The 12241-nt window shown below is 39.8% G+C and carries 14 protein-coding genes and 1 pseudogene; 7 read left to right on the forward strand and 8 right to left on the reverse strand.

The annotated features are described in order from the left end of the window. Nucleotides 1–39: 39 nt before the first annotated feature. From QYB95_RS06600 to QYB95_RS06610, 3 genes are all read left to right on the forward strand, one after another. Complete coding sequence (locus QYB95_RS06600) at nt 40–468, forward strand: disulfide oxidoreductase (RefSeq protein WP_301137495.1); 429 nt, start codon at nt 40–42, stop codon at nt 466–468. Then, nucleotides 465–938: a thioredoxin family protein gene (locus QYB95_RS06605; RefSeq protein WP_301137496.1), complete on the forward strand. Its 474-nt coding sequence runs from the start codon at nt 465–467 to the stop codon at nt 936–938. Before QYB95_RS06600 ends, QYB95_RS06605 begins: the two co-directional genes overlap by 4 nt. Before the next feature lie 79 nt (nt 939–1017). Continuing rightward, the gene (locus QYB95_RS06610; RefSeq protein ID WP_301137497.1) at nt 1018–1854 is read left to right on the forward strand and encodes an RluA family pseudouridine synthase; all 837 of its coding nucleotides are present in this window, start codon (nt 1018–1020) and stop codon (nt 1852–1854) included. A 61-nt stretch (nt 1855–1915) separates the two neighbouring features. Here the strand turns inward: QYB95_RS06610 and QYB95_RS06615 are convergent, their stop codons facing one another. From QYB95_RS06615 to QYB95_RS06635, 5 genes are all read right to left on the reverse strand, one after another. Next, nucleotides 1916–2320: a disulfide oxidoreductase gene (locus tag QYB95_RS06615; RefSeq protein ID WP_301137498.1), complete on the reverse strand. Its 405-nt coding sequence runs from the start codon at nt 2318–2320 to the stop codon at nt 1916–1918. Further along, nucleotides 2310–2957 (reverse strand): DsbA family protein, encoded by a 648-nt coding sequence (locus QYB95_RS06620; RefSeq protein WP_301137499.1) that lies wholly within the window; start codon nt 2955–2957, stop codon nt 2310–2312. Before QYB95_RS06620 ends, QYB95_RS06615 begins: the two co-directional genes overlap by 11 nt. Nucleotides 2958–3006: 49 nt before the next feature. Then, nucleotides 3007–3858, reverse strand: a complete 852-nt coding sequence (locus QYB95_RS06625) for a M56 family metallopeptidase (RefSeq protein WP_301137500.1) — start codon at nt 3856–3858, stop codon at nt 3007–3009. Continuing rightward, on the reverse strand, nt 3848–4270 hold the full coding sequence (locus QYB95_RS06630; RefSeq protein ID WP_301137501.1) for a BlaI/MecI/CopY family transcriptional regulator: 423 nt from the start codon (nt 4268–4270) through the stop codon (nt 3848–3850). The genes QYB95_RS06625 and QYB95_RS06630 overlap by 11 nt, the downstream gene beginning before the upstream one ends. A gap of 126 nt (nt 4271–4396) precedes the next feature. Then, nucleotides 4397–5185: an aldo/keto reductase gene (locus QYB95_RS06635; RefSeq protein ID WP_301137541.1), complete on the reverse strand. Its 789-nt coding sequence runs from the start codon at nt 5183–5185 to the stop codon at nt 4397–4399. A 301-nt stretch (nt 5186–5486) separates the two neighbouring features. On the opposite strand from QYB95_RS06635, the pseudogene QYB95_RS06640 reads away from it, so the two are divergent. Further along, a pseudogene (locus tag QYB95_RS06640) lies at nt 5487–7099 on the forward strand (long-chain fatty acid--CoA ligase). Between the two features lie 94 nt (nt 7100–7193). On the opposite strand, the gene QYB95_RS06645 reads toward QYB95_RS06640, so the two are convergent. Next, the gene (locus QYB95_RS06645; protein WP_301137502.1) at nt 7194–7388 is read right to left on the reverse strand and encodes a multidrug ABC transporter ATPase; all 195 of its coding nucleotides are present in this window, start codon (nt 7386–7388) and stop codon (nt 7194–7196) included. Nucleotides 7389–7778: 390 nt separating this feature from the next. Between QYB95_RS06645 and QYB95_RS06650 the strand changes: the two genes are divergently transcribed. Further along, entirely contained in the window at nt 7779–8666 is an 888-nt protein-coding gene (locus QYB95_RS06650) for a VOC family protein (protein ID WP_301137503.1), read from the forward strand. Between the two features lie 635 nt (nt 8667–9301). Beyond that, complete coding sequence (locus tag QYB95_RS06655; protein ID WP_301137504.1) at nt 9302–9715, forward strand: VOC family protein; 414 nt, start codon at nt 9302–9304, stop codon at nt 9713–9715. A 46-nt stretch (nt 9716–9761) separates the two neighbouring features. Here QYB95_RS06655 and trmL read toward each other — a convergent pair whose 3' ends face one another. Next, entirely contained in the window at nt 9762–10235 is a 474-nt protein-coding gene (trmL, locus tag QYB95_RS06660; RefSeq protein ID WP_301137505.1) for a tRNA (uridine(34)/cytosine(34)/5-carboxymethylaminomethyluridine(34)-2'-O)-methyltransferase TrmL, read from the reverse strand. Nucleotides 10236–10327: 92 nt separating this feature from the next. Further along, nucleotides 10328–11461, reverse strand: a complete 1134-nt coding sequence (gene queG, locus QYB95_RS06665) for a tRNA epoxyqueuosine(34) reductase QueG (protein ID WP_301137506.1) — start codon at nt 11459–11461, stop codon at nt 10328–10330. Between the two features lie 80 nt (nt 11462–11541). On the opposite strand from queG, the gene QYB95_RS06670 reads away from it, so the two are divergent. Further along, a complete protein-coding gene (locus tag QYB95_RS06670) occupies nt 11542–12231 on the forward strand; it encodes a B3/B4 domain-containing protein (protein WP_301137507.1) in 690 nt (229 codons plus the stop codon). The last annotated feature ends 10 nt before the right edge of the window (nt 12232–12241 follow it).

Below are 12241 nucleotides of genomic sequence, written 5' to 3' on the forward strand. Positions count from 1 at the left end.
TCAAAACTGCAATAGATTTTGATTACTAGGAGATGTTCAATGAAAAAACAACTAGAGAATAGTTTGCTGTTCATATGGCTTGTGTCATTGGTAGCAACACTCGGTTCCCTCTATTTTTCTGAAATTCGCGGCTACGAGCCATGCGAATTATGCTGGTATCAACGAATTCTTATGTATCCGATTCTGTTAATGACGACCGTAGCTTACATACAAAAAAATGCACGTATTGCCGTAACAACCGCCGTCTTTTCATGCATCGGCGGGGCCATCTCTCTTTATCACTATGGTATTCAAAAGCTCGACTTTTTAACTGAATCTGCCCCTGCTTGTGGACGAGTTCCATGTACAGGACAGTATATTAATATCTTCGGCTTTATTACCATACCATTTCTAGCTGGTATTGCCTTTTTATTAATTGCTATTGCTAGTTTCTATATGATAAAAGTTATGAAGGGAGAAAAACAATGAAAAAATTAGGAATCATTGGTGCAATCGTCGTTGTACTTTTTGCGGCTATCATTATTCTTACCAACTTGGCGAACAAAGATAAGTTAAAAGACAATCCCTATGATACAGATAATTTAAATCAAGCAACAATTGATTTGCTTGATAATGAAAATTATCAAAATATCATCTTGCCAGAAGCTCTAAAGGAAAAAGTTGACTCTGGTGAACCTGTAGTTGCCTATATGTTCAGTCCAACATGTGTACACTGCCAAGCAATGACACCGGCTCTGATGCCTATAGCGGAGGAAGTAGACGTTCACATTGATCAATACAATCTTTTGGAGTACGAGCAAGGTTGGGATGATTATAAAGTTGAATCCACTCCTACTTTAATCTATTTCAAAGATGGCAAGGAAGTAAATCGCATTGTTGGCGATTACTCTCAAGATACAGATGTCATTTATGATTTCCTGGAGCAAACTAAATCATAAAATTGGCAAACATTATATTAAGTTGATGAATAATCGTGTTCATTTTTGGACACGATTATTCTTATTTTGGAGGTAGAATATGTTCCAATATGAAATTGCTCAAGAAGGACTAACTGTGGAAGAATTATTGCGTGAAAAGTGGCGCCTTGGAAAAAAAATAGTACATGAATTACGGATGGCAAAAGCAGTAACGCTGTCAGATGGAGCTCCTGTATTGTGGAAAGATCTACTTAATTCCGGGACGATCCTTCATTTTAAGTTTGAAGTACCTTCCTCGAATTACAAGCCGACTGCAAGATGTGAATTGACGATCCAATACGAGGATGAGCACTGCCTCATTGTTTCGAAACCGAAAGGAATGGCGACTCATCCAAACGACGACCACGATGTAAATACTTGCATGAATTATGTAATGGCTCATATCAAAGAAAATGGTGGCCGTTATGCTGAGCATGTTCACCGCTTGGATCTAGGAACAAAAGGATTATTATTAGTAGCAAAGCATCCGATTGCGAAATCTATTTTCGACCGTATGATTGAGGAAAAATCGATCACCCGAACTTATGAAGCAGAAGTGCAAGGAAATATTCGCCAGGAGAATGGGACGATCAATGCTTCAATCGGTAAAGACCGCCACCACGCAACTCGACGCGTTGTTTCCTCATCGGGTCAGCATGCGATCACCCATTTTGAAGTGGTCAAACGTTTTAAGAGTACATGTCTGGTGCATTTAGTACTAGAAACTGGACGTACACATCAAATCCGTGTGCACATGGCTCATATCGGCCACCCGATTGTCGGAGACACAATGTATAATGCACGGCAAACAGCATCCGGGGATTATGAATTACACGCCATCCAACTGGAATTTGAACACCCATTCTTAAATAAAAGAATTGTTGTGGTTGATAAATAATGTACAAAAAAAGAGTTCCTCGGTCTATTTCCATAGACAAGGGACTCTTTTTTCTGCAGGATTATTTACGCTTCCATAATACAATCATAGACACGGTTATGATGATAAAGGCAATAAGTGATAAGAATGGTATCGTTACAAAGCCAAACCAATTAATGTATTGACCGGAGCATGGGACACCGCTTGTACATGCGCTAAACTCGCTCATCGAAGGAATTTTTTGCAAAGCATAATGATAACCCGCCATGATGACCCCAATTACTGAGATGGGCAATATATATTTATAAATCTCTTTGTCATTTCGATAGAATGCTATTGCTAGCAAAATAACGAGTGGATACATCAATATTCGTTGATACCAGCAAAGTGTACAAGGAACAAACTTCATTTGTTCACTAAAAAACAGACTCCCACTCATAGCAATTATCGACGTGATCCATGCCAGTAGTAATGGTTTATTGACCATTTGCTGCTTCCTCTACCTTTTCTGCAAAATCATCCATTGTCGTTCCTTCAAACTTCTTCCCGCCAATAAATATGGCAGGTGTTGAGTTAACCCCTAGATTATTTGCCATTTCCATATCTTTATCCAAAGATTCTTGTCCTTGGTTTTCGCTAAATGCCTGAACAACTTTCTCTACTTCTTCTTTACTCGCTACTTCTGATAGAATTGCTGTTAAAAATTCCTCATCCATAAAGTTTTCTTGTCCTTCTGCAGTTGTTTGGTTTGCAAACAACTGATCATGAAACTCCCAGAACACTTCGTTTCCAAGCTCTTGATAGACTGTTTCTGCGTAAAGTGCTGAAGTTGTAGAGTCAACGGCTATAAAGGCATAATTCATAAAATACAACTTAGCCTTTCCTGTATCAATGAATTCCTCTTTAATAAACGGCATTACCGAACTATTAAACTCCCCACAGTGTGGACATTTGTAGTCCCCAAATTCAATGATTTCTACAGGGGCATTTTCATCCCCCATAAATGGTTGATTTTCATAATCAATTTCTGCTACTGCTGTTTCTTGGCCAGCATCGGTTAATAGGATAATTCCTATGATACATACGGCAATAATGCCGATTATCCAGAATATTTTCTTAGACAAAGTAAACGCCCCTTCAAACTACTCTATGTAGTGTAATTGTGTAAAAAATTTACGCTAATGCGTAAATAAAAAAGATACTAATCAAACAAAATACAAGAATCGACCACATTGTAATGGTTACCGGTATTTTGATTTGGTTATTTTTAATTGGATTTAATATATATTCAATACGGTAATTTACAGATGTCTCCGCAAAAGAAGCATACGCAAAAGATTTGGTCTCAAGCTTCCCTACTTTCAACATCTTCAATAGTGCACTGCCAATATGAAGCGATGTCTCCTGTTTCTCTATCGCCAACTCATCCGCCATTACTTCCTGAACTACACGGTATTTTTCATTCAACCATTTTAGAATCGGGATATAAGGCAATGTAATCGAACCAATTGATAGCAGGAAGATTTTTAATGGGTCATGATTGTTTAGATGATATGTTTCATGATAAATAACTGCTTCTAATTCTTCTTCACTTAATAAGTTTAATAGACCAGTAGATAGAACAATTTTAGGTGATAAAAAGCCGATCGTGATGGCAACTGGAACAGGATAAGAAATAATCATGAATTCTTTCTGTTTATTTCTGTACTCATCATTAAATTTCTTAGTCAAGCTTTCATTATTATACTGTTGCAAACGGCTTCTCATTTTGATTGTTTGGATAACTTGGGTAGTAATTTTCCAAAGTGCAAATAGAAAAGTGCCAACTACCAAAATATCTACTGCGTAAGTTAATGAAGTTAGACCTATCAATTTTAGAGTAGTATGACAGACTTCAAAGATATTAAACCGTAGATTTGAACCTGAAATTAAAGAAATTAAGTATAGACCCATTTGAACAAAAATAGAGCCGGAAATTAATATAGAAACGTAGAACATGGATTTAGACTGACGTTTATTCATCATTTTTTTCCTTTTTTAATTCCTTGATTTTCAATTCAAGTTTTTTTACGAGTTCATCGTCGACATCTTCCAGTGCATCCAGCATATGACTTACAACAACACTCCCAAACTCATCCATTAGTTCATGTGTCATTTCTTTGGACTGGGTATTAATGAACTCTTCTCTTGATTGAACTGGTCTATAAAAAGATGACCTACCAATCAATTTCTTTTGCAGGATCTCTTTTTCAACCAGGCGATTCATCACTGTCATAACCGTATTGAAGTTGGTTGGTTTCTCTTTTTCCAAGACAGCCTGCACTTCTTTGATCGTCATATCTTCTTGGCACCAAAGAATATCCATTATCTTGGCTTCCAAAGGTCCAAAAAAGCGATTCAAACCACTCTCTTGTATATTAAACTTTCGAATTTTCACAAGTGCCCACCTCACATTACTCATTGTAGTGTTAGTTTGTACAAACGTCAACCTTTATAATTGAGCGCTCTTTTGGATATAAAAACTGCCAGACAAGTCTCAAATTGGACTCTCCTGGCAGGCAAATTAGAAATCAAACTTGAAGCTATCGGGACTTTGGCCAAAGCGTTGATCTTTATTTAATTGGTCCAATCGATGCATTTGGTCGGAAGATAATTCAAAATCAAAAACCTGAGCATTTTCTTCAATCCGACTTGGTGTAACTGATTTTGGAATTGAAATGATATCATGCTGATAATGCCAACGGAGAATCACTTGGGCTGCGGTTTTTCCGACTTCATCCGCAATATTTTTGATGGCGTCATCCTGAAGAATCCCCCCGCGGCCAAGCGGTGACCATGCCGTAACTGCAATGTCGTTTTCTTTACAAAATGTACGCAAAGATTCTTGTGTTAAATATGGATGCAATTCCACTTGATTGACCATTGGCTTCACATTTGCTTTGGAAAATACTTTTTCAAGATGGTGTACATGATGGTTGGACACACCTGGGACACGAATCAACTTCTCTTCATAAAGCCGTTCAATAGCTCGATACGTATCCACGAATTTCTCTTCTACCGGCCAATGCGTTAGATATAAATCTACATATTCCAATCCTAATTTTCTCAACGAAGTTTCAAATGCTCTTAAGGTATTGTCATAGCCTTGATCCGCATTCCATACTTTGGTCGTGATAAAGAGATCTTCCCGCGAAAGGCCTGAAGCCCGGATTGCCTCGCCAACCTCTTCTTCATTATAATAAAGTGCAGCCGTATCTATAGCTCGATAACCAAATTCAAGAGCTTTGCTGATTGCCCGGATTGTTTCTTCTGGATTTGTCATTTTGTAGACACCTAAGCCTAAATACGGCATCTTTACCCCATTAGCCAAGGGTTTTGCTGGAATTGCTATAGTCAATTTACTCACTCCTAAACTTTTCTAGCTCCATTATATGACGAAACCCGAACATACTAAAACAATCGCATTCATAAATCTGCTCATTGATCTCCTACATACCAAGCTATCTATTTAACCTTCACATATACTCAATTATTTTCTACTTATTTCTCCTTTTCTCTCGTTCTAACTAACAATCCAGTTAAGTATATATAATAAAGGACTATTTACTTATACGATGTCCGTTTAATTATGTATTTTACGGAGGTTAAAATTTATGATGGATACACCATTATTGTTAACTAGCTTTTTGGAGCGGGTTGAAAGATACTATCCGGAAAAGTTCATTGTTTCCAGAACTGGCTCTGATGCGATTCACCGTATTACCTATAAAGAATATGCTAAACGGACAAGAAAACTAGCAAATGCTTTAACAAAACTAGGCATGAAGAAAGGCACAAAGGTCGGTTCCTTTGCCTGGAATCATCATCGCCACCTTGAAGCCTACTTCGCTGTGCCATGTGCTGGTGCCATTTTGCATATGATTAATATTCGTTTATCTCCAGAACATATTATTTATGTAATTAACCATGCGGAAGATGAAATTTTACTAATTGATGGTGATCTTTTCCCTCTATTTGAAAAAGCAATTCCCTACTTAAAAACGGTTAAACATATTGTAGTGATGCAAGATAATATGGATATTCCCGAATCGAACTTCCCTAATATCCACTCATATGAAAAATTACTGGCAGAAAGTACTGATACATTTGATTTCCCTAAGGATCTAGATGAAAACAGTCCTGCAGGGATGTGCTATACGAGTGCCACAACAGGTATGCCAAAAGGGGTTGTCTACTCACATCGCGGACTGGTTCTGCATAGTCTTGCCCTCGGGCTGGCTGATAGTATGGGCGTAAGAGAACAGGATGTTTTACTGCCCATTGTTCCGATGTTCCATGTAAATGCATGGGGCCTGCCGTTTGCAGCCATAGCATATGGCTCTACCCAAGTGTTGCCGGGTCCTGGTTTGACCCCAGCCTTAATACTGGATTTAGTCGAACAAGAAAAGGTTACTTTAACAGCCGGCGTTCCAACAATTTGGCTGGGTGTAGCCCAAGAACAGGAAAAAACCCCCGCAATATCTCTTCCTTGCGTGCGGTGGTATGTGGAGGGTCCGCTTCACCTAAAGGGCTAATTAAAACATTCCAGGATAAATTCAAGGTTCCATATATCGTCGGCTATGGAATGACGGAAACTTCCCCGATTGTATCTCTATCCAATTACACATCTGCTATAGATGATTGGACAGAAGAAGAAAAATTAGATATTCGTGCTACACAAGGGTTGACCGTTCCTCTTCTTCACACAGAGGTAGTTAATGAAAATGGTGTTGTCCCATGGGATGGCCAAACAATGGGTGAACTTCGTGTACGCGGTCCTTGGATTGCTCACGAATACTATAAAGACGAACGTTCACTAGACGCTTTCAAAGATGGGTGGCTTTATACTGGGGATATAGCAGTGGTGACGCCTGAAGGATATATTAAAATCACGGATCGAACGAAGGATCTAATCAAAAGTGGTGGTGAATGGATTTCTTCAGTGGAATTAGAAAACACGCTAATGACACATGAAGCGGTTTTTGAAGCAGCTGTTATCGCCATCCCTCATGAAAAATGGCAAGAACGTCCACTAGCTTGCGTTGTTTTAAATGAAGGGAAAGCTGCCACTAAAGAAGAATTAATCAGTTACCTGGAAGGTCAATTTGCAAAATGGTGGCTTCCGGATGATATCGTTTTTGTTAACGAAATTCCCAAGACTTCGGTAGGTAAATTCTTAAAAGCCAAATTGCGGGAAGAACTTAAAGATTATCGGGTGAATATTTAAGGGAAGGGGTATCTCCGTTATATTGGGGGTACCCCTCAATACTTTGTTATGTTGCCTGTAAATTTTACTAGCTGTTTCTAGAGAATTTAGCAGACTAATTTTTGCGATTAAGGCTTTGTTTTTCATCGTTGTCATTGTCGAGTTCATCAAATTGAATTGGATCCGGGAAACGCTCATCCTCTTCCAACTGTCCACCATCACGCATTCGTTCCATTTGTTTTCCAAGGTATTTTAAATCTTCCATATTATTTGCCATAGTACCACTTAAAATGGATTTATCTCGTTCCACATCTATCCACCTCCTTTCTTTACTATTCCCTCTTAATAAGAATCGAATCTATTTCTTTGCAAGAAATTAATGTAGTAAAGTTTTTTTATTTGAGCTATACTAAATAGAGAGATTCTATATACACAAGGAGGATACTTCCATGGGTTTAGTATTAATTCTTGGTGTTACAGCAGCATTCTTAATCGCTATCTTCACAGCTGGTTATGAAGGCGATTACACATCAAACAAATAGTCTCAACCATAAGAAACTGGGTCATTTTAAATTGACCCAGTTTCTTTTTTATTATGTGATTTTAGATAGTAAGCCACTTGACTTTATTTACTTTCAAAAATATACTTAGTTACATAAAGTAAGTTGATTATTTAAAATAACAAAAGGTGGTATAGTTGATGCCGACACATTTCCATAAGAAGCCCAATATGTATGTTTCCCATGTCCAATTAAAAGTTTCAAATCTCGAGCGTTCTCTTCATTATTATAAAACGATTATGGGATTTGATGTATTGGGGCAAACAAATACATCAGCAGTTCTGACATTTGATGGGACGACAAGTTTGCTATCATTAGAAGAAGTACCCAATGCCCTTCCATTACGCCGTGGCCAAACCGGGCTTTATCATTTTGCCCTATTGCTTCCGACTCGAAGCGACCTAGGCAACTTTATTCAACATATTAGCCAGCAAAATGTGCGGGTAGGTGCAGGTGACCACCATGTGAGTGAAGCATTTTACTTAAACGACCCAGATGGAAACGGAATAGAGGTATATGCAGACCGTCCAGAACAAAATTGGCTATGGCAAGAGGATGGTATGGTCTACATGACAACCGAACAAGTCAACGTTCAGTCCGTTCTGCGCGATGCAAACGGTACGTGGAACGGTTTACCTGAAGGAACCGTAATGGGCCATATCCATTTATCAGTAGCCAGTTTGGCGGAAAGTGAAAAATTCTACACGGAAGCTTTGGGCTACGAGATTGTCACACATTATGGAAATCAGGCGTTGTTCATCTCGACAGGAAAATACCATCACCACATCGGTTTAAATACTTGGGAAAGTCTAGGGGGCACCCCCGTTCCGGAAAACGGTGTTGGTCTTAAGTCATTTACGATTGTGCTGGATAATGAAGAACAAGCTGATGAAATTCAAAAGGGCTTAGCCTTGATAGGTGCGAAAGTCGAGCACTTTGAAGGAGCTTCAAAGTTCGGTGGCGCGCAAGCCTTCTCAACAGTCGATCCATCAGGGATTCGCATTATTTTTACATTTGATGGCGAGTAAGAAACTTAGGCAACTTAGTGAGATGCAATTTTTTGTGTCTTTGCTGGGTTGCCTTTTTTTATATTGTTAGCGGGACAAGGGATCTTGCTGTTGATGGAGTTTTATGCAGATTTATTTTTTCCCCTTGCCCAATCCCTCTCCTTCGGGCTCTGAGATGCGATCTCGCTTCCCCTATATTGACTAATCCCTCTTCATCGGGGTCCGAGATGCTATCCCGTTGCCCCTATATTGCCTATTCCCTCTCCACCGGGTTCTGAAATGCGATCTCGCTTCCCTTAACTGCCCTATCCCACTCCACCGGGTTCTGAGATGCGATCTCGCTTTCCCTTAATTGCCTAATCCCACTCCACCGGGTTCTGAAATGCGATCTCGCTTCCCCTTAATTGCCCAATCCCTCTTCATCGGGGTCCGAGATGCTATCCCGTTGCCCCTATATTGCCTATTCCGCTAAATCAGGAACTGTTAACCAATAACCTAAACGTTTTCTGCTAAACAAAACCGCTCCATCGTTTATTACGATTACCTATACTATTTTCTCTACAAAAACTCGACTTAAATTCTCACAATTTCAGCCAAAAGGCGAATATATTTGCCGCATGTCACCCTAGTAAAATAGTGAAAAAAGGAGGCGTTTTATGGAAAAGCTTTGGCCACATCAATTACCAGTCGTACAAGTACGTGTTGCACGGCCTACTGATCAAATTGAGGAATTGGAGAGGTTTTATTGTGTAGGGGTGGGTTTGGAGAAAATTGGCTCCTTTTCTGGGCACAGGGGATATACCGGTCTATTGATAGGGATGCCGGATGCAAGCTATCATCTTGAATTTACTCAGCATATTGAAGGCAGCCCCTGTCCTGCACCGAGCAAGGATAATCTTCTTGTATTTTATATGCCGAATCAGCAAGCTATTGAAGCGATTGCACATAGGCTAAAGGAGATGGGATATCCAGAAGTATCTCCCGAAAATCCATATTGGGAAGAAAGAGGCGTGACGATTGAGGACCCCGATGGCTGGCGAATTGTTTTAATGAATACTAATGGGATATAAAAACAAAGCTCCATCTGTGATAGAACTACACAAATGGAGCTTTCGGCTATTTTAATCCAGGAAAATCTTGTTGACGCAGGGCTTCATAAATGATGATGGCTGCCGTATTCGATAAATTCAAAGATCGAATATGATCACTTTGCGGGATGCGTAAACACTTATCGCGGCGCTCATAAGCAAAATCTTTAGGCAGCCCCGTTGTCTCTTTGCCGAACATAAAATAGATATCTTTTTCTTTGTCGCTAAAGTCGTGGTTGGAATACGGTTCATCACTATAAGTTTCAATTAAGAAAAGTTCCCCATCCTTTGAATACTCCAGAAAGTCTTCCAAACTTTCGTGATAGACAATATTGACTGAATGCCAATAATCCAATCCCGCGCGTTTTAACATTTTATCATCCGTTGAAAAACCAAGAGGCCGGATAAGATGTAAAGATGTATTTGTTCCTGCACAAGTACGCGCAATATTTCCCGTGTTAGCCGGAATTTCAGGTTGATATAAAACGATATGCAATGGCAAATCAAGACACTTCCCTTTATAACTATATTATTTTTATGAAAATCTCATCTATTTTTCAAGTCCACCCAAGCTCGTTCCCATAAGCTCATTACTTAAGAAGTCAGGAGCTTGAGCCCCTTGTCAATTTCTCGGAGTACTTCTTCATCCTTCTCGACAGCTAGTGCCTTTTGCAATGCTTCTTCTGCATCCGGCCCGCCAATTTTCCCTATCGCCCATGCAGCTGTTCCACGCATAACAGGTCGTTCATCCTTATTCATGATCATGATTAAGTCTGGTATTGCGGATTGTTCCTTAAAATGAGCCAGGGCAATAATGGCATTACGCTGAATCGGCTTCTTCCCTCTCCAAGAACCCGACATATAGCCAAATTTGGTTTTAAACTCCTTATTCGTCATTTGAAGCAATGGTTGTAATAAAGGTTTTGCTAGCTGCGGATCAGGTTTAAATTCATCATGAATCCAGTTGCTTTTTCCTTTGTTTTTGGGGCAAACGGTCTGGCAGGTATCACAGCCATAGATTCGGTTCCCTAGCTCTTTGCGAAACTCGTCAGGCAGGAAATCCTTCGTTTGCGTTAAAAAAGCTACACAACGTTGTGAATTCAACTGACCTCCAGCGACTAATGCCCCGGTCGGACAAACATCTAGACAGAGTCGGCAATCCCCGCATTCATCTTCAATCGGTGTATCTGGTTTGAAAGGGATATTGGTAATCATTTCCCCAAGGTAAACGTACGATCCAAACTCCGGAGTAATGATGGAACAGTTCTTGCCGCTCCAGCCAATACCTGCTCTTTCGGCAACAGCACGATCTACTAATTCCCCGGTGTCAACCATTGACTTGGTTTGTACATCTGGAACGCGTTCCTTCAACCACTCTTCTATTAAATTGAGGCGTTCCCGCACCGCAACATGGTAATCCACTCCCCAGGAGGCTCTGGCAAAGATACCACGACGGGCTCCCTTTTTTCCCGTCGGCGCGTCTTCCATTTTGGAAGGATATGCAAGTGCAATGGCAATAATACTTTCTGCACTATCCAATAGAAGCAGGGGCTCTGTTCTTTTTTCGATATCCGATTCTTCAAAACCGGATTGATAGCCCAACTCTTGCTGACGCTTTAAACGATTTTTCATTTCATGAAAGGGAGAGGCATGCGTAAAACCGATTTTGTCCACACCAATGGATTTTGCATATTCAATTAGCTCTGATTGCAATTGTTCGATTTTCATCTTCGCATTCAACTCCTTTATTTGGTAAAATATATGATATACGCTAGTGTTGCGAAATTTTATAAATGTAGGTGATTTGCTTGAACATCTCATTGGACAAAGAACTTCTACAAACGAACGACCAATTTAAAATCGGCATTATCCATTATACCAAAATAGTCGTGTCAGAATCTCCTCAAATGATAAAAGGCCGTACACAACTTTATCAGGAAAACCTGTATTTGGAACTGCAAGAAAATCCCGTTACAAAAAGAGAAGGAATCGCGGAATGGCGTACTGTCTGGAAGTCGTTTGGAGCAGATCCGAACCGCTATCGACACTCCGCGGAAAGTTTGATGCGCCGTATTGCAAAGCAAAATTATTTGGCCCCTTTCCATTCGGCAGTAGACCTCAATAATTTCTTCTCCCTCCAATACGAGATTCCAATCGGCATCTATGATTTCGGGAAACTGTCAGGAGATCTTGAAATTACTTTGGGGGGTGAACAAACTGGATATGAAGGGATAAACGGCCGATTTAATTCACTAAATAATATCTTAACTAGTAAAGACCAAGATGGTGCATTTGGCAGCCCTTTTGTTGATTCGATTCGAACAGCCGTTACCGAGGAAACATCAGAAGCAATCCAGATTTTTTACTTAAGACCATCTTTGAACGAGTCCGAATGCAATCAATTATTGGAAACAGCCGGAAAAATGTTTACTCAAGTTAATGGCGGTGACTTCAACAACTTCTTATTAAATAAAGATAATCTTGCAATCTCAATATAGGGGTGAATGC

Origin of the sequence: Ureibacillus aquaedulcis, from assembly GCF_030418165.1 — a bacterium.
Taxonomy (GTDB): Bacteria; Bacillota; Bacilli; order Bacillales_A; family Planococcaceae; genus Ureibacillus; species Ureibacillus aquaedulcis.

Coding starts and splice junctions, on each gene's coding strand:
- QYB95_RS06635 (WP_301137541.1), bottom strand. CDS start 5,185: ATGCCGTATTTAGGCTTAGGTGTCTACAAAATGACAAATCCAGAAGAA.
- QYB95_RS06605 (WP_301137496.1), top strand. CDS start 465: ATGAAAAAATTAGGAATCATTGGTGCAATCGTCGTTGTACTTTTTGCG.
- QYB95_RS06615 (WP_301137498.1), bottom strand. CDS start 2,320: ATGGTCAATAAACCATTACTACTGGCATGGATCACGTCGATAATTGCT.
- QYB95_RS06655 (WP_301137504.1), top strand. CDS start 9,302: ATGGAAAAGCTTTGGCCACATCAATTACCAGTCGTACAAGTACGTGTT.
- QYB95_RS06650 (WP_301137503.1), top strand. CDS start 7,779: ATGCCGACACATTTCCATAAGAAGCCCAATATGTATGTTTCCCATGTC.
- QYB95_RS06610 (WP_301137497.1), top strand. CDS start 1,018: ATGTTCCAATATGAAATTGCTCAAGAAGGACTAACTGTGGAAGAATTA.
- QYB95_RS06625 (WP_301137500.1), bottom strand. CDS start 3,858: ATGATGAATAAACGTCAGTCTAAATCCATGTTCTACGTTTCTATATTA.
- QYB95_RS06600 (WP_301137495.1), top strand. CDS start 40: ATGAAAAAACAACTAGAGAATAGTTTGCTGTTCATATGGCTTGTGTCA.
- queG (WP_301137506.1), bottom strand. CDS start 11,461: ATGAAAATCGAACAATTGCAATCAGAGCTAATTGAATATGCAAAATCC.